The sequence below is a fragment of the Candidatus Pseudomonas phytovorans genome, assembly GCA_029202525.1.
GTDB lineage: Bacteria > Pseudomonadota > Gammaproteobacteria > Pseudomonadales > Pseudomonadaceae > Aquipseudomonas > Aquipseudomonas phytovorans.
The window spans coordinates 4273427-4290958 of the sequence record CP119325.1 but is presented as its reverse complement, the minus strand read 5'-3'; the positions used below and the strand labels follow the sequence as shown (position 1 = coordinate 4290958).

At 62.1% G+C, this 17532-nt stretch carries 14 protein-coding genes and 1 pseudogene; 9 read left to right on the top strand and 6 right to left on the bottom strand.

Features of this window, described 5'->3' with window-relative positions; translation table 11 throughout:
- The first annotated feature begins 242 nt into the window (after nt 1-242).
- From P0Y58_18975 to P0Y58_18960, 4 genes and pseudogenes are all read left to right on the top strand, one after another.
- Nucleotides 243-1346 (top strand): polyamine ABC transporter substrate-binding protein, encoded by a 1104-nt coding sequence (locus P0Y58_18975; GenBank protein WEK28979.1) that lies wholly within the window; start codon nt 243-245, stop codon nt 1344-1346.
- A gap of 34 nt (nt 1347-1380) precedes the next feature.
- Entirely contained in the window at nt 1381-2793 is a 1413-nt protein-coding gene (locus P0Y58_18970; GenBank protein WEK28978.1) for an aminotransferase, read from the top strand.
- Between the two features lie 53 nt (nt 2794-2846).
- A complete protein-coding gene (locus tag P0Y58_18965; protein ID WEK28977.1) occupies nt 2847-3686 on the top strand; it encodes a LuxR C-terminal-related transcriptional regulator in 840 nt (279 codons plus the stop codon).
- A 211-nt stretch (nt 3687-3897) separates the two neighbouring features.
- A pseudogene (locus P0Y58_18960) lies at nt 3898-4249 on the top strand (cell filamentation protein Fic).
- Nucleotides 4250-4254: 5 nt separating this feature from the next.
- Here the strand turns inward: P0Y58_18960 and P0Y58_18955 are convergent.
- The 5 genes from P0Y58_18955 to P0Y58_18935 all read right to left on the bottom strand — a co-directional run bounded on the left by P0Y58_18955 (nt 4255) and on the right by P0Y58_18935 (nt 10722).
- Nucleotides 4255-5334 carry a PAS domain-containing protein gene (locus P0Y58_18955; protein ID WEK28976.1) on the bottom strand — a complete coding sequence of 360 codons (1080 nt, stop codon included), beginning with the start codon at nt 5332-5334 and terminating at the stop codon, nt 4255-4257.
- Nucleotides 5335-5548: 214 nt separating this feature from the next.
- A complete protein-coding gene (locus P0Y58_18950; GenBank protein WEK28975.1) occupies nt 5549-6520 on the bottom strand; it encodes a PDR/VanB family oxidoreductase in 972 nt (323 codons plus the stop codon).
- Nucleotides 6521-6598: 78 nt separating this feature from the next.
- Nucleotides 6599-7720: a ring-hydroxylating oxygenase subunit alpha gene (locus P0Y58_18945; protein ID WEK28974.1), complete on the bottom strand. Its 1122-nt coding sequence runs from the start codon at nt 7718-7720 to the stop codon at nt 6599-6601.
- Nucleotides 7721-7838: 118 nt separating this feature from the next.
- Complete coding sequence (locus P0Y58_18940) at nt 7839-9437, bottom strand: BCCT family transporter (GenBank protein ID WEK28973.1); 1599 nt, start codon at nt 9435-9437, stop codon at nt 7839-7841.
- A gap of 193 nt (nt 9438-9630) precedes the next feature.
- Nucleotides 9631-10722 carry a tartrate dehydrogenase gene (locus P0Y58_18935; GenBank protein WEK28972.1) on the bottom strand — a complete coding sequence of 364 codons (1092 nt, stop codon included), beginning with the start codon at nt 10720-10722 and terminating at the stop codon, nt 9631-9633.
- Nucleotides 10723-10820: 98 nt separating this feature from the next.
- On the opposite strand from P0Y58_18935, the gene P0Y58_18930 reads away from it, so the two are divergent.
- Nucleotides 10821-11732, top strand: coding sequence for a LysR substrate-binding domain-containing protein (locus P0Y58_18930; protein WEK28971.1), 912 nt, complete (start codon nt 10821-10823; stop codon nt 11730-11732).
- Between the two features lie 190 nt (nt 11733-11922).
- Here P0Y58_18930 and P0Y58_18925 read toward each other — a convergent pair whose 3' ends face one another.
- On the bottom strand, nt 11923-12405 hold the full coding sequence (locus P0Y58_18925) for an Lrp/AsnC family transcriptional regulator (protein ID WEK28970.1): 483 nt from the start codon (nt 12403-12405) through the stop codon (nt 11923-11925).
- Between the two features lie 123 nt (nt 12406-12528).
- Here P0Y58_18925 and P0Y58_18920 point away from each other — a divergent pair, with 123 nt between their 5' ends.
- The 4 genes from P0Y58_18920 (at nt 12529) to P0Y58_18905 (ending at nt 17335) form a co-directional block, all read left to right on the top strand.
- On the top strand, nt 12529-13560 hold the full coding sequence (locus tag P0Y58_18920) for a histone deacetylase family protein (GenBank protein WEK28969.1): 1032 nt from the start codon (nt 12529-12531) through the stop codon (nt 13558-13560).
- 87 nt (nt 13561-13647) lie between these two features.
- Nucleotides 13648-15036, top strand: coding sequence for an amino acid permease (locus P0Y58_18915; GenBank protein WEK28968.1), 1389 nt, complete (start codon nt 13648-13650; stop codon nt 15034-15036).
- A 154-nt stretch (nt 15037-15190) separates the two neighbouring features.
- The gene (eutH, locus tag P0Y58_18910; GenBank protein WEK28967.1) at nt 15191-16423 is read left to right on the top strand and encodes an ethanolamine utilization protein EutH; all 1233 of its coding nucleotides are present in this window, start codon (nt 15191-15193) and stop codon (nt 16421-16423) included.
- A gap of 114 nt (nt 16424-16537) precedes the next feature.
- Nucleotides 16538-17335 carry a helix-turn-helix transcriptional regulator gene (locus tag P0Y58_18905; protein ID WEK28966.1) on the top strand — a complete coding sequence of 266 codons (798 nt, stop codon included), beginning with the start codon at nt 16538-16540 and terminating at the stop codon, nt 17333-17335.
- Nucleotides 17336-17532: the final 197 nt, after the last annotated feature.

Sequence of the window (17532 nt, the reverse complement as noted above, 5' to 3'; positions counted from 1 at the left end):
TTGGATTCTTCGCGGGCGCGCCCGCTCCCACAGGGTGCGCGCAGCGCCTAGCATCAGTTCTCTGCGCGACAGCGCAGCCGAATGGGCTGGGCAATCTCCCACAGGGACCGCGTGGGCCTTGAAAGCATGCAGACAGTGTCTGAAAACGACCACCCACACATTCGGGGTATGTCCGCCCTCGGCAAATCCCTTGATAGTGAACCCATCGGCTCGATCCGGAGCACTCACACGATGGAGTTGCCATGCGCAAGGTACTGAAGGTGATTGGTGGTCTGCTGCTGGCGTCTGGTGCCAGCCTGGCCCAGGCGGCAGAGGTGGACAGCGCCAACACGTTACGCTTGTACAACTGGACCGACTACATCGGCGAAACCACCCTGGCCGACTTCGAGAAGGCCACCGGCATCAAGGTCATCTACGACACCTTCGACGGCTACGAGACGGTACAGACCAAACTGCTGACTGGCCGTTCCGGCTACGACCTGGTCATGCTCAACGCCTCCCTGGTCCCCCCGCTGATCAGTGCCGGGGTGTTCCAGGCGCTGGACAAGCAGCAGCTACCCAGTTGGCACAACCTCGACCAGCAGGTGGTGAACAACCTGCAAGGCTACGACCCTGGCCTGAAGTACTCGGCGCCCTACACCTGGGGCAGTTCGGGGGTCACCTACAACGTCGACAAGATCACCGCACGCATGCCGGACGCACCGATCGGCTCGCTGGCCATGCTGTTCGACCCCAAGATCGTCTCGCGCTTCGCCGACTGCGGCGTCACCTTGATGGACGCGCCCACCGAGGTCATCCCGCTGGCCCTGCAGTACCTGGGCAAGGACCCGCGCAGCGCCTCGCCGGCCGACCTCAAGGCCGCCGAGCAACTGCTGCTGGGCATCCGCCCGTACATTCGCAAGTTCGACTCGGTCAACTACCTCACCAGCCTGCCCAACGGCGATGTCTGTCTGGCGCTGACCTGGTCTGGTGACTATGCCACCGCCCAGGCCCGTGCAGTGGAGGCGAAGAAAGACATCAAGCTGTCGTTCTTCATCCCCCAGGAAGGTTCGCTGATCTGGTTCGACAACCTGTACATCCCCAAGGATGCGCCGCATGCGGCCAACGCCCACCGCTTCATCGAGTTCCTGTTGCAGCCGCAAACCATGGCCAAGGTGACTGATTACATCCACTACGCCAACAGCAACGCTGCCGCCACCGCGTTGGTGCGTGACGAAATCCGCCAGGACCCGGCCATCTACCCCGACGCACAAACCCGTGAGCGCCTGTTCGCCCAGAAGACCCAGAGCTCCAAGGACATGCGCGCCATCACCCGGGTCTGGAGCACGGTCAAGACCGGTTTCTGAACACTGCCCAATGATTCCCGCCAAGGAGCTGCCCATGGCCACCCCAAGCAAAGCATTCGCCATCGCCCACGACCCGCTGGTGGAGGCCGACAAGGCCCACTACATGCACGGCTACCATGTGTTCGACGAGCACCGCGAGCAAGGCGCGCTGAACATCGTCGCCGGCGAGGGCGCCTACATTCGTGACACCCACGGCAACCGCTTCCTCGATGCCGTGGGTGGCATGTGGTGCACCAACATTGGCCTGGGCCGCGAAGAAATGGCTCTGGCCATCGCCGACCAGGTGCGCCAACTGGCGTACTCCAACCCGTTCTCGGACATGGCCAACGACGTCGCCATCGAACTGTGCCAGAAGCTGGCGCAGCTGGCGCCGGGCGACCTCGACCATGTGTTTCTCACCACCGGTGGCTCGACGGCGGTCGACACTGCCTATCGGCTGATCCAGTACTACCAGAACTGCCGTGGCAAACCGCACAAGAAGCACATCATCGCCCGCTACAACGCTTACCACGGCTCCACCACCCTGACCATGTCGATTGGTAACAAAGCTGCCGACCGGGTGCCGGAGTTCGACTACGCCCACGACCTGATCCACCACGTGTCCAACCCCAATCCGTACCGCGCGCCGGACGACATGGACGAGGCCGAGTTCCTGGACTTTCTGGTGGCCGAGTTCGAGGACAAGATCCTCTCGCTGGGCGCCGACAACGTGGCGGCGTTCTTCGCAGAGCCGATCATGGGCTCGGGCGGGGTGATCATTCCGCCGAAGGGTTACTTCCTGCGCATGTGGCAGCTGTGCCAGACCTACGACATCCTGTTTGTCGCCGACGAAGTGGTGACCTCTTTCGGGCGCCTGGGCACCTTTTTCGCCAGCGAGGAGCTGTTTGGCGTCACCCCCGACATCATCACCACCGCCAAAGGCCTGACCTCGGCCTACCTGCCGCTGGGCGCGTGCATCTTCTCTGAACGTATCTGGCAAGTGATTGCCGAGCCGGGCAAGGGCCGCTGCTTCACCCATGGCTTTACCTACAGCGGCCACCCCGTGTGCTGCACCGCGGCGCTGAAGAACATCGAGATCATCGAGCGCGAGCAACTGCTCGATCACGTCAAGGACGTTGGCGGTTACCTGGAACAGCGCCTGCAGAGTCTGCGCGAGTTGCCGCTGGTGGGTGATGTGCGCTGTATCAAACTGATGGCCTGCGTCGAGTTTGTCGCCGACAAGGCCAGCAAGGCGCTGTTCCCGGATGAGGTGAACATCGGCGAGCGCATCCACAGCAAGGCCCAGGCCCGTGGGCTGCTGGTGCGCCCGATCATGCACCTGAACGTGATGTCGCCACCGTTGATCGTCACCCATGCGCAGGTGGACGAGATCGTCGAAACCTTGCGCCAGTGCATCATCGAAACCGCGCGCGAACTGACCGCGCTTGGCCTGTATCAGGGCCGATGAACCTGGCGCACAGGGCTGTGCGGGGGCGTGCCTGGCAGGCTAGACTGCCGGGCATGAGCCAGGCCAATCCCGATACCCCGCTTACCCTGACAATGGGCGCGCTGCAGCAGTGGCATGCGGCGCTGCAGCGTGCGCTGGCCAACAGCGAAACGCCTGAGGCGCTGGAGTATGTGGCTGCGGCCATCGGCCAGCTGGTGCAGGTCGAGTCGATGATGATCAGCCTGGAATGCCAAGGGCGCGCGCCGCAGCTGCTCTACCAGCAGGGCATTCCCGAGCTGCACCGCGCCGCCGTGCTGGAGCGTTATTTCAGTGCTGGCTACTTGCTCGACCCGTTCTGCCTGGCCGTGCAAAGCGGCCTGGCCGAAGGGTTTTACCACCTGCAGGAAATCGCCCCCGACAACTTTTTCGACAGCGACTACTACAAGGCCTATTACCTGGGCACCGGTTGCAGCGAAGACAGCTACTACATCGTCGACCTCAGCGCTGGCCGCAAGTTGTCGCTTAGCTTGTTTCAGGGTTGCAGCGGCACCCGGCTGAGCGCCGCGCAGGTCGACCTGCTGCGGGCGCTGGAGCCGATGGTGCGGGAACTGCTGGGGCGCTATGCCCGACACAACCTGGAGCCCGGTACTGCATCAGCCGAGCGCGGCAGCCTGCAGGCGGCGTTCGACAGCTTTGGCTGCCAGGTGCTGACCGACCGCGAGCGGGAAGTGGCGCACATGATCCTGCGCGGGCACTCGGTGAAGTCTACCGCGCTGGAACTGGGCATCTCTCCGGAGACCGTGCGCATGCACCGCAAGAACCTGTACCTGAAGCTGGAGATCAACTCCCAGTCCGAGTTGTTTGCACGGTTTATCGACTGGTTGCGCCAGGGGAGCGCAGTGGCAATCGCTTGATCCTCTTCCGTTAGAGTTTTTTGTTAGAAACCGTTATCTGCTAAAGATCCCACAACGCCGGTAGTCAACTCGTGCATGCGGCGTTAATGTTTTCGCGTAAATTCTTTCAATTGGTAGTGTTTTCGCGCACCGGGTAAAGGATTCAGCGATGCAGGTAGGTTTCGGGCGTTGGCCGACCTGTATGGTGTCACGATGACCAAGTGTTGGAGGTTTTTTCAGGCCGTTCATGCAACGCTATGGGGCGTCGTATCGGTTCGGCAAAGCCATGACCTACACGGACGGCACCTCGAGCAACTTCCTGTTCGAAGCGTACGATGATGCAGCTGCCGCTTGGCGATCCCCGGACTTGACCGCGCATGTGCTGTACACCGCTCAGGTAGTTGAGCATACCGTGCGCAAGGAAATGGCCGAATCAGGATGCCAGTCGCATTATCCGCTCGCTCAAGGAAAACGGCTGGCAGGTTTCCGGCAAGTTGAAAAAGGCCTACCCGGAACTGGAGGATGCCGCACGGGCCGAACGCGTTGTGCACGCCGTGCGCTCGGCTTTCGACGACAATATGTAGGCTGCTTAGCGGGACGCCAGTCGAGCCTCCAGCGCGGCAATATGTGCCTGCAGCCTTTCATGTTCCTGGCGCTCGGCACTGATGTCTTCGAACACGCTGATCAGGTGCTCCGGCTCGCCATTGTCGTGGCGTTGCAGCGAGGTGCGCGCGCGTACCCAGATGTACTCGCCGTTCTTGTGGCGCACGCGCTTCTCTACCTCGTAACGCTCGGTTTCGCCAGCCAGCATGCGCTGTAGCAGTTGCAGATTCAGCGGCAGGTCGTCGGGGTGGGTGATGTGCTGGAAGGTCGTGGCATAGAGCTCTTCAGCACGGTAGCCCAGCATGTCGCACAAGCTGCTGTTGACCCGTTGCCAGGTGCCGTTCGGGTCGATGTAGGCGAGGGCCCCCCAGGCCAGTTCGAAAATCGCCCGAAAGCGCTCTTCGCTTTGCCTCAGCGCCTGCTGCGCCACTTGCCGTTCGGTGTTGTCCATGCTGATGCCGACCATCTTCACCGAACGCCCGGCACTGTCGCGCACTACTGTGGCGCGGGAAGAAATCCAGCGTATTTCACCGTCCGGGCGGGTGATGCGGAAGTCACATTCACAGCCGCTGCCGTCGGCCACGGCATCGGCGTACATCACCTGCATGCGCTGCACATCGTCATCGGGCAGGTGCTTCCAGAAGTCTTCGTTGTGCTGGACCGGCCAGCCATACACCTGCTCGACATTGGGCGAGTAGGTGACTTCGTCGCTGATCAGGTTCCATTCCCAGGTGACGATGCGTGCACCTTCCTGGGCCAGCTTCATGCGTGTTTCGCTTTCCATGATCTCGGCGGTCAGGCGCCGGCGCAGGTCGGTCATCGGCAGCTCGACCACCTGGGGTTGCTGGATGTTTTGCAGCGCCTCGTCGCCATAGCGCAGCCAGATCCAGTTGACCTTGAGAAAGTCGGCCAGCTTGCGCAGGTTGGCGTAGTCGATCTCGCCACCGCGGGTCCACTTGTGCACGGCGGTGCGCGAAATGCCCAAGGCTGTGCCCACGGCTTGCAGGGTCAGCTTGTGATGCTCGAGCAGTTCCTTGAGGCGGAAGGCGAAGCTGTTTTCCAACATCGGCAGGACGTCCTGATCTGGGCCAAGAGCCTGCCAGTATACGCAACTTGTCAACTTTTGGTTAACGTTAGGGGTGAGGGGCGCAATACCTGTGGGAGCGGGCTTGCCCGCGAAGCAGGCGCCGCGGTGGATGGCACGGGCTTCGCCCGTGTTCGCGGCGGTTCGACGCCTCGACGCGCCCGCTCCCACAGAAGCCCGTGCACACCTTCAATACTTACAGGTCGAGCACCAGCCGCGCCGTGCGGGCGCGGGAGACGCACAGCATGATGCTCTGCTGGGCGGCTTTTTCTTCGTCGCTCAGGTACTGGTCGTAATGCTCGGCTTCACCTTCAAGAATGGCCGTCTCGCACGTACCGCACACGCCTTCGCGGCACAGGCACTCGACCTTGGCGGCCTTGGACTTCTCGATGGCCTGCAGAATGGTCATGCCTTCTTCCACCTGCAGCTCCACCCCCGATTGCGCCAGCACCACGGTGAAGGCACTGCCGGTGACCGGGGTGGCGGCAAACTGTTCCCAATGCACGCGCTGCTCGGCAATGCCAGCCTGGGCGGCGCAGGCGATGACCGCGTCGATCAGCGGTTTGGGGCCGCACACGTACAGGTGCGCTTGCTCGTCCAGCCCCGCGCACAGGGCGGCCAGGTCTAGCCTGCGGTCGAGGCTGTCGATGTAGAACTGTGTGTTGGCGGCGTGCGGGCCGTTGGCCAACTGGTCCTGGAACGCGCCGTGCTCTGGCGCGCGGAAGGCATAGTGCAACTCGTAGTCGGTGCTTGTGCCTTCCAGCTCATGCAGTTGCGCCAGAAACGGGGTAATGCCAATGCCGCCGGCAATCAGTACGTGACGGCCAGCCGAAGGGTCCAGGGCGAACAGGTTGTTGGGCGAGGAGATGGTCAGGCGGGTGCCGACTTCCACCTGCTGGTGCATGAACGCCGAGCCGCCTTTGGACTGCTCTTCCAGGCGCACGCCGATCTGGTAGCTGCGTGTGTCACGCGGGTCGCTCATCAACGAATAGGCGTTGCTGAACTGGCTGCCGTCCGCGCCTTGCATCTGCACGATGACGTGGCTGCCGCCGGTGAAAGCGGGCATCGCCGCGCCGTCTTCGCGGGCCAGGGTAAAGCGCTTGATCAGCGGCGTGGCGTGTTCCACGTCGGTTACGCGTACGCTGAACATTTCATAAGTGTTGGCCATGGTTCACCTCGACTGCCTGGGTGCGCGGCAGGCCCTGCCGCGCACCTTTACGTGCAAATAAACGTGGAGCGGTTGCCATCAATCGTCGAGGTGGGCCACGGCGATCAGGTTGTGGAAGTGGGCAATGCCGTGTTCGCTCATGCCGCTGCGCTCGCGGTCGGCCATGATCCGGCCCTGGCCACGGTAGCCACGGGATTTCAGGCCCTTCTGCACGCTTTCGACCAGGCGCAGGTCTTCTGGGCGGAACACTTCGCGGTACCAGTCGATCAGCTTCTGCTGCTCTTCGGTGATGTCCTTGTTGAGGAAGTAGATGTCGTAGTGCTGCAGGGTGGTTTCGGCATCGACCGGGAACTCGTAGATCACGGTCATGAAGTTGGCCCCTGGCGGCACGTTGAACATGGTGCACGGCCAGGCCCAGAAGCCGGCGAACGACGGGTCTTTCACGTTTTCGTCGAACTTGAACGACTGCTCCGAAGGCTTGGCCAGGCCATATTGCAGGGTCCAGTTGCCGTGCATGGTGTGGCTGTACTGGCCGACATCGACCGAGTCGGAGAAGCCGGGGTGGGCAGGGGCGCAGTGGTAGCACTCAAGGTAGTTGTCGACGATCGACTTCCAGTTGGCCGGGGTGTCGCTGACGAAGCGCGCGGCCAGGTGCAGGTCGTCGATCACCGCGCAGGCTTCACGCATGCGTGCTTGCATGCCTGGCAGCTGGTCTTCGACGGAGCCCGCGTCCATGTCCATGTTGATGAAAATGAAGCCGGCGTATTCCTCGACGCGCAGCTGCACCAGGGTGGAGTTCTCTTTGTCGAAGTTCACCACGTTGTCGCAGTTGCGGGCGTGGGCCAGTTCGCCGTCGAGCTTGAAGGTCCAGGCGTGGTACGGGCAGGTGATGACGTTCTTGGCCTTGCCGCTGCCGCTGAGCAACTGGTGGCCACGGTGCGGGCAAACGTTGTAGAACGCACGCAGCACGCTGTCACGGCCGCGCACGACAATAATGCTTTCGCCAATCACTTCGCGGGTGATGTAGGCATTGTTGTCTGCCACTTCGCTGCGGTGGCCTACGCAGATCCAGCTGCGGGCGAAAATGGCTTCTTTCTCGTGTTCGAACACCGCGGCCTTGGTGTAGAAATTGGCCGGGATGGTGAAGGCCTCTTCGGCGTTCGCGCAGAAATCGGCGGGCAGGCGTTTGAAGTCGTTCATGACAGGTTCTCACAAGCTCGGTTTATAGTTGTTGGTTAACGCGTATCTGTGGGTTAACAGATCAGGCAAAAAAATTTGCAGCCTTCAAAGGGGCCGCAGTGCGGCCCCTTTGATTTGATCAATGCACGGCAGCAGCGCTGCGCGGGGCATGCTCGGCAGGTGCTTCACCGGCCAGCCGTGCAGCTTCTTCCTCGATGACATGGGCCGGTACCTGGCCGTAGTCGGCGATCATCCACTTGAAGAAGCCGTAGATCTTCACCAGCAGAATCACCATGAACGGGATTGCGGTCAGCACCACGGCGGTCTTCATGGTCGACAGCGAAGCCTTGGCGAACAGCATGGCCAGCGGCACCAGGGTCAGCACCACGCACCAGAACAGGCGGTGGGTGGGCGTGGGGTCGTCACCTTCACGCAGGTTGCGGGTGCTGGTGGCAGCCACCGCGTAGGCCGCGGCATCCATGTGCGACGCACAGAAGATGGCCATGATGAACAGGTACACGCCAAGGAACACCTGGCCCCACGGCAGGGCCAACAGCAAGTGCGTCACGGCCGATTCGCCGCCTTGTTCCGCAAGCATTTTCGGTACATCCACCGCACCGGTGATGAACTGGTGCATGCTGTAGCTTTCCAGCGCGCCGAAGAAGAACCAGCAACCGAAGCTGCCCCCCATCAGCAGGGCCAGCACCACTTCCTTGATCTGCCGGCCGCGCGAAACGCGGGTGACGAACATGGCCACGCCCGGGGCATACGACACCCACCACAGCCAGTAGAACACCGTCCAGTTGCGGGTGAAGGCACCGTCGCCCGCCGGGTCGGTGAACAGGCTCATGTGCACGTAGTTCTGCATCATCAGGCCAATCGAGTTGGCGGTGTTGTTGAGGGTGAACTGGGTCGGGCCCACCAGTAGCACGACCGCGGCAAACACCAGCGCACCGATGCACACCATCTTGCTCAGGCGTTGCAGGCCACCATCGATACCGATGTAGGAACTGAGCGAGAACATCACCGCCACGCCGCCGATCACCATCAATTGCACGGTGAAGGTATCCGGGGTGCCGGTCAGGTCATGCAGGCCGCGCGTCAGGGTAGAGGCGGTGAGGGCCAGCGACACGGTCAGGGCGCCCATCATGGTCAGCAGGAAGATCAGGTCGACGGTACGGCCTACCGGCCCGGTGGCCTTGAAACCCGTCACCGCTTCGATAACCGAAGCCAGGTTCAGGCCGCTCTTTTTGCGTACATGGAAGTGGTAGGCCATGGCCAGCGAGGCCAGGGCGTAGATCGACCAGGCGCTGATGCCCCAGTGGAAGAACGAGTAACCCACGCTGTACTCGAGCGCCTTGGGGGTGGCTGCAGCGATGTTCAGGCCTGGGGTCTGGTAGTAGTAGGCCCATTCCATCACGCCCCAGTAGAGGGTCGACGAACCCATGCCGGCACATATGAACATGAACACCCAGGTGGCGGTGGCGTATTCAGGCTTGCCACTGCCCAGGCGGATGTTGCCGTATTTGCTGAAGGCCAGGTACAGCACGGCCAGGGTACTGGCGAACACCAGCACCTGCACGCTGGTACCGAAGGTGCGGGTGGACAGTTCGAACAACTGGTTGGCGGCGCTTTCAGCCTGGGCGGGGAAGGCTGCAAGGCCGATCACGGTGAGCAGGACGGCGATCAGGCTCATGGTAATCAGGAACACATCAATCTTTTTATTCTTGTGCGACATCATCGTCTCCTGGACGTTGGCGTACTTGTTATACCCGGCAGGCATCCGGGGTGTTGCGGTACAGCTCCTTCCTTGGCTGTTAACCTATAGTTAACTAATATCTAATGGTTAACAGATTTTGCATACAATCCACGCCGCCCGCAAGTGGCAAAGGGCCGATTGTCAGACACTTCTGACAATCGGCCCCGGTGCATCAGGCTTCGATCAGCGCGGTGATGGCCTGGCCCACTTGCTGGGTAGACTGCTGGCCACCCATGTCGCGGGTCACGTCACCGGCGGCGATGACTTGCTCGATGGCGTTCAGGATGTCGTCGTGGGCGGCGCGGTAACGTGGATCGGCGCCGTCGTTGCCGAGGAAGTCGAGCATCAGTGCCCCGGACCAGATCATCGCGATCGGGTTGGCGATGTTCTTGCCGTAGATGTCTGGCGCCGAGCCGTGCACCGGCTCGAACAGCGACGGGAACTTGCGCTCGGGATTGAGGTTGGCCGATGGCGCGATGCCGATGGTGCCGGCGCAGGCCGGGCCCAGGTCGGACAGGATATCGCCGAACAGGTTCGAGGCCACGACCACGTCGAAGCGGTCCGGTTGCAGCACGAAGCGGGCGCAGAGGATATCAATGTGCTGCTTGTCCCAGCTGATTTCCGGATAATTGGCTGCCATTGCTGCGGTGCGCTCATCCCAGTACGGCATGCTCACGGCCATGCCGTTGGACTTGGTGGCCGAGGTGACGTGCTTGCGTTCGCGGGTCTGGGCCACTTCGAAGGCGTACTTGAGGATGCGGTCGACGCCACGGCGGGTGAACACCGACTCCTGCAGCACGAACTCGTTCTCGGTGCCTTCGAACATGCGCCCACCCAGCGAGGAGTACTCGCCTTCGGTGTTCTCGCGGATGACCACGAAGTCGATGTCGCCGGGTTCACGGCCGGCCAGGGGGCACGGTACGCCGGGGAACAGGCGCACCGGGCGGATGTTCACGTACTGGTCGAAGTCGCGGCGGAACTTGAGCAGCGAACCCCACAGCGAGATGTGGTCCGGTACCTTGTCTGGCCAGCCCACAGCACCGAAGTACAGCGCGTCGAATCCCTTGAGCTGTTCGAACCAGTCATCCGGCATCATCTTGCCGTGAGCCAGGTAGTAGTCGCAGCTGGCCCACTCGAAGAACTCGAAGCTGATATCCAGGCCATGCTTGCGCGCAGCCGCCTCGACCACACGAATGCCTTCAGGCAGTACTTCGTTGCCGATGCCGTCGCCTGGGATTGCCGCGATTCTGAACGTCTTGCTCATGGGGGTGCACTCGTTGTCTAGGGAACAGGTGCTGGCCATGCTATAAGGGCTTTGCCTGGAGATAATCTGGCCAATCATGGATTCTTGGAACACGCTACGTGAATAATCTGCCCAGCCTCGACGACCTCAATATCTTCCTGCAGGTGGCCAAGCGCGCCAGCTTCGCGGCCGTGGCCGACGAGCTGGGTATGTCGGCGGCGTACATCAGCAAGCGCATCCGCATGCTTGAGCAAAACCTCGAAGTACGCCTGTTGCACCGCACCACCCGGCGGGTGACGGTGAGCGAGGAGGGCGAGCGGGTGTATCAATGGGCGTTGCAGATATTCGATGCCGTGCAGCGCATGGGCGATGACATCAGTGCCCAGCACCGCGAGCCAGCCGGGCAGTTGCGCATCGCCAGCAGCCTGGGCCTGGGCCGGCGGTTCGTGGCGCCGGCGTTGTCGGAACTGGCCGAGCGCTACCCGCGGCTGGACATTCGCCTGGATGTGCACGACCGCCTGGTGGACCTGATTGCCGAAGGTGTCGACCTGGACATTCGCGTAGGCAACGCCATTGCCCCCAACCTGATCGCCAAGCCGCTGGCACGCAACCGCCGTGTGCTGTGCGCCGCGCCGGCGTACCTGGCGAGGCGCGCTGCGCCCAAGGTGCTGGGCGACCTGGCCAGCCACGACTGCCTGGTGATCAAGGAGCGCGACCACCCGTTCGGGGTGTGGCAACTGCTGGGGCCGATGGGTGAAGAAAGCGTGCGGGTGACGGGTGGGCTGTCGACCAACCACGGCGAAGTGGCGCACCAGTGGTGCCTGGACGGGCGCGGGATACTGCTGCGCTCATGGTGGGACGTGCACGACAGCCTGCAGGATGGGCGCCTGGTGCAGGTGCTGGAGGCCTATCACCAACCGGCGGATATCTGGGCGGTATACACCTCGCCGCTGGCCAGCTCGGCCAAGGTGCGGGTGGCAGTGGACTTTTTCCGGCAGTACTTTGCCGAGCGCTATAGCTTGCCGGAGTAATCTTTCTGACAGGTACGGGGTGAGCCCGAAAGCAGCGCTGTCCCTGTGGGAGCGGGCGTGCCCGCGAACACCGGCGCAGCCGGTGCCAGGCACCGGGTTGGATTTTTCGCGGGCACGCCCGCTCCCACATAGACCGCGTCGCGCTTGCGAATTGAGATATCCCGGAAAGAAAAGCAGGCTGGGTGGGCTTTCAAGTTACGGGTATCCGCGAAACCGCCTTCACTTCGCGCAACGCCAAGCTCGACTGGATCGAGGCAATCCCGGGCTGGCGGCGCAACACTTCTTCGACAAACCGCCCATAACTCTCCAGGTCATTGGCCAACACCGTCAGCACATAGTCAGCCTCGCCGGTCACCTTGTGGCACGACAGCACCTGCGGCAGCTTTAGAATGACCTGCTCGAACTCATCCGGCGCCTCGGCCGAGTGGTTGCCAAAGCGCACCTGGGCAAACGCCATCACGTCGTACCCCAGCTTCCTGCGGTCGAGGTTGGCCTGGTAATCCTTGATGACGCCCAGCTCTTCGAGCCGTTTGCGCCTGCGCCAGCAGGGCGTCACGGTCATCGACAGGCGCTCGCCCAGCGCAGCGCTCGACAGGGTGCCGTCTTCCTGCAAAAGACGCAGCAGCTCGCGGTCGGTGTCGTCCAGTTGTTCAATGGCAAAACCTTTGCTCATAGGTTCGTAATCCTGTGAATACTTTGCTCAAGAATCGGATTTGATTGAGCATAAAGCAAAGCATTTTCACCGTCATGTCGCGAAAATTGGTTATCCGGTAACCCCTTGAAAAAGGACATTCGCGTGCTGACAGTCTTTAGCAACAACCACCGCTTGCACCATGGCTCGGAACTCAAGGACGGTGCGATAACGCCTTCGTTCGAAAACCCTCAGCGCGCCGACACCGTGCTGGCCAGGGTGCGCAGCACCCGTCTCGGTGATGTCATCGCCGAGCAGGCCTTTGACCGTGCCTGCTACGTGGCGGCGCACAGCGAGCGCTATGTGAGCTTTCTGGAACACGCCTGGGCAGAATGGGCCGCCACTGGCAAGACCCACGACGCACTGCCACTGGTCTGGCCGGTGCGCGACCTGGCCATCGACCGTGAACCCGGATTCATCGATGGCAAGCTGGGCTTCTACGCCATGGACGCTGGTGCGCCGATCACCGCCGGCACCTGGGAGGCGGTGCGTAGCAGCGCCAACGTCGCCTTGACCGGCATGCAGCGCATCATCGACGGCGCCGACAGTGCCTTCGCCCTGTGCCGCCCGCCGGGGCACCACGCCGCCCGCGAGTACATGGGCGGCTATTGCTACCTGAACAACGCCGCCATCGCCGCCGAGCGCTGCCTGAGCCAGGGCGCCAAACGCGTGGCCGTGCTGGATGTGGACTTCCATCACGGCAACGGCACGCAGAACATCTTCTACGATCGCCCCGATGTGTTCTTTGCCTCGCTGCATGGCGACCCACACGTGTCCTACCCGTATTTCTCAGGCTATGTGAATGAGCGGGGCGCAGGGGCGGGTGAGGGCTTCAATGCCAACTACCCGATGGGCAAAGGCACGCTTTGGGCGCAGTACCAGGTAGCGCTGCAGGAAGCGCTCAAACGCATCACTGCGCAGCGGCCCGAATTCCTCGTGGTGTCGCTTGGCGTCGACACCTTCGAGGACGATCCGATCAGCCACTTCAAGCTCACCAGCGAAGACTTCCTGCGCATGGGCGCCGAGATCGCCAGCGCCGGCATCCCGACCCTGTTCGTGATGGAAGGCGGTTACATGGTCGACGAAATCGGCATCAACGCAGTGAACACCCTGCAAGGTTTTGAAAACGCACGCTAACCCGCGCAACAAGCCGTGACGGAGCCTGTAATGGGCCTCGCCACGGCACAGCGACATGTGACAGGCCAACAATAACAAGAGGTCGCCATGCAAGACATGCCCGCAAGCCTTGAGCAAAGCAAACCGGTAACGCCCGACCGTGACGGGCACCTGCAACGCACGCTGGAAAACCGCCACATCCAGTTGATTTCCATCGGCGGCGCCATCGGCACGGGCCTGTTCATGGGCTCGGGCAAGGTGATCGCGCTGTCCGGCACTTCGATCCTGTTGGTTTACGCCATCCTCGGGTTCTTCGTGTTCTTCGTCATGCGCGCCATGGGCGAGCTGCTGTTGTCCGACCTGCGCTTCAAATCGTTCGCCGACATCGTCGCCCATTACCTGGGCCCGCGTGCCGGCTTTGTGCTGAGCTGGTCGTACTGGCTGAGCTGGAGCGTGGCGGTGGTCGGTGACGTGGTCGTGGTAGCCGGGTTCTTCCAGTACTGGTACCCCGATGCACCGGCGTGGCTACCCGCGTTCTTCACCCTGTTTGTGTTGCTGGGGCTGAACATGCTGGCGGTGCGGATATTTGGCGAGGTGGAATTCTGGTTCGGCATCATCAAGATCGTCGCCATCGTGCTGTTGATCATCACAGCTGCGGTGATGATCGCGACTTCCTACACCTCACCCAATGGCGTGGTGGCTTCATTATCCAACGTGGTCGCGCCGGGTGTGGTGCTGCCCCATGGCATCAGCGGTTTCTTTGCCGGGTTCCAGATTGCCGTGTTTTCCTTTGCCGGCACCGAACTGATCGGCACCACCGCCGCCGAGGCGAAGAACCCGCATCGCTCGCTGCCCAAGGCGATCAACACCATCCCCTTGCGCATTCTGCTGTTCTACATCCTGGCGCTGGTGTGCATCATCAGCGTGGTGTCGTGGGCCGAGGTGCCGGCCAACCGCAGCCCCTTCGTCGAGCTGTTCCTGCTGGCCGGCTTCCCGGCGGCGGCCGGCATGATCAACTTCGTGGTGCTGACCTCGGCAGCTTCTTCGGCCAACAGCGGTGTCTACTCGGGGTGCCGGATGCTGTTCGGACTCGCCGAGCGGCGTAACGCGCCGGCCTTGTTCGCCAGGCTCTCGGCACTGAGCGTGCCGGTGTACAGCCTGGTGTTTTCAGGAGTGTGCATGCTGATCGGGTTGAGCCTGCTGTTCATCATCCCCGAGGTGATGACAGTGTTCACGCTGATTTCGACGGTGTCGGCAATCCTGGTGATCTTTACCTGGTCGATGATCCTGGCGGCGTACCTTGCCTATCGCAAACGCAACCCGGTTGCGCACACTGCTTCGGCGTTCAAGTTGCCGGGCGGGGTGCCGATGGCCGTCACCACCTTGGCCTTTCTCGGCTTTGTGCTGGTGCTGCTGGCGTTGCAGCCGGATACCCGGTTGGCGTTGTGCGTGATGCCGCTGTGGTTCGTGTTCCTGCTGCTGGCCTACCGCCGCTGACAACCGCATATACCTCCCGGTATATGGACAGCCCAGCACCTTGCCGAATAGTTTAAGCCCTCGACGGGGCACGCCTTGCACACGCCATAACAACAACGATGCCCCGTGACATTTCAGTCCTGCCAACCCCACAACTCTAAAAATGAGGCGGCAAATGGAAAGCATCGGCACGTATGTCATCTACGTCATCATGGTGTGCGCGGTACTGGGTGCCGTGGCATCCATCTACAACCCCGAGGGCGAGCTGGGGCAGGAGTTCATCGCCGGGTTGCACAGCATCGGCCCCATCTTCATCCCCGTGGCCGGCATCATGGCGGCCATCCCTTACATCTCTGCGGGTATCAGCCATGTGATCGCGCCGCTGTTCCAGGCCATCGGCGCCGATCCGGGCATTGCCGGCCCCATCTTCATCGCCTCCGACATGGGCGGCTACCAGCTGGCCAAGGCCTTGGCGCAAAGCCCGGAAGGCTGGATTCTCGGCCTGATCACCGGCTTTCAGTGCGGCGCCACGATCATCTTCGTCATCCCGGTAGGGCTGGCCATGCTGCGCAAGGTCGACCACAAGTACATGGCCCTGGGGATCATGGCCGGGCTGCTGACCATCCCGGTGAGCATCATGATCATAGCCATGACCATGCAGGCCCTGGGCCTGAACGTGCGCCCCGACATCGCCACCACTGGCGCCGCGACCCAGGCGCTGCACTTCACCTGGGCGATGCTGCTGCGCAACCTCATGCCGCTGATCCTGTTCTGCATCGCCCTGGCAGCGGCGTTGCGCTACTTCCCGACACTGATGGTGTACCTGTTCCTCAAGCTCGGCCAGTTCATGTACATCGCCGTGGTGCTGGTGCTGGTGGCCTCCATCGTGCAGTACTTCACCGGCCTGTTCAGCCACCTGTTCGGCAGTTGGGGCTTCGCGCCGATCATCGCCGATGCCGATGACCAGTTCCGCGCGCTGGAAATTGCCGGCTATATCGGTCTGATGCTATGTGGGGCATTCCCCATGGTGCACCTGCTCAAGCGCTTTCTGGCCCGGCCGATCGAGCGGGTGGCTTCGCGCTTTGGCATGTCGGGTGTTGGCGCGGCCGGGGTGTTGGCGGCTTCGGCCAATATTCTGGCCATGTTCCGCCTGGTCAGCGACATGCCACCCAAGGACAAGGTGCTGGTGATTGCTTTCTCGGTGTGCGCCGCCTTCACCTTTGGCGACCACATGGCCTTTTCGGCCAACTTCCAGCCGTCGCTGATCCTGCCACTGATGATCGGCAAGCTCAGTGGCGGCCTGATCGCCATGCTGCTGGCCAGTTGGCTGGCGGTGCCCAAGGCGCAGGAAATGGGGCGTCTGGACGACGCTGCCGGTGCCTTCAAGGTGGCGGCCCAGCCGTCCTGAGCAAAAAGCGTCATGCAGATGATCCGGAGCGTCCAGGGCGCCCCGGATTTTGTGCTTTTTGCCGATCAAGGCGGTAAGGTCGACCAAGCCTTCCTTGCAAGAGCGTGATGAACAATGACAAAAGATGAGGCGAACGGCCTGGCGACGGTGATCGAGGCGATCGGCAGCGACCTGTTGGGGCCGTCGCTGGATGCATGGCTGCGCAGCAAGCTGGCGTTCGACATGAGTTGCGCTTACCTGTTCCAGTTCAACCAGCCGGCACTGCTGGTGCACAATGGCTACAACCATTCGGTGGCCGAGCGCACCCTGAACGCTTATGTGCGGGGCGGCTATCTGCTCGATCCGTTCTACGTCGCCTGCGTCAACGAGCACCCGGCCGGGCTTTGGCGCATGAGCGAACTGGCACCGGACTGCTTCTTCTCTTCAGGGTTTGCCATTTCCAGGGACATCCACCCCTGTGTGTCTTCCGACTACGGCACGGCGGTGGAGGAGGTGGGCTTGATCATTCCCTTGCGGCCCCAGGTCGCAATTGTCCACTCGCTGATGCGCAACCACAGCAGTGGTGATTTCAGTGCAGCGCAAATGGACCTGTTGGCCGGGATGGCGCCGGTTCTGGCATCTGCATACGGCCAGCATTGCCGGTTGCGCTATGCCGATCGCCTGCGCGCTTTACCAGAGGGGGCGGTGCTGGAGGATGCCTTTGTCGAGATCCTGCAAGGGCAGCTGACCGAGACCCAGCGCGTTATCGCCAAACTGCTGTTGCAGGGCCACAGCAATGCGTCGATTGCGCGGCAGATGAATATTTCGGAGGGGACGGTGAAAGTGCACAAGCACAATATTTACCAGCGGCTGGGAATTTCCACCAACGCCGAGTTGTTTCGCCTGTTTATCGACTACCTGGCCAAGGCATAGCGCGAAGCGGCCCCTCGATTGTTGCCTTGATGGTGAAATCCTGGGGCCGCTGTGCGGCCCTATCGCGATATACCGATGGGTATACGGGACAGGCGCAGGCTATGGGGCCACGGTACACAGTCCCTGTGGGAGCGGGCATGCCCGCGAAGCAGGCGCCTCGGTGGATGGCACGGGCTTTGCCCGTGTTCGCGGGCACG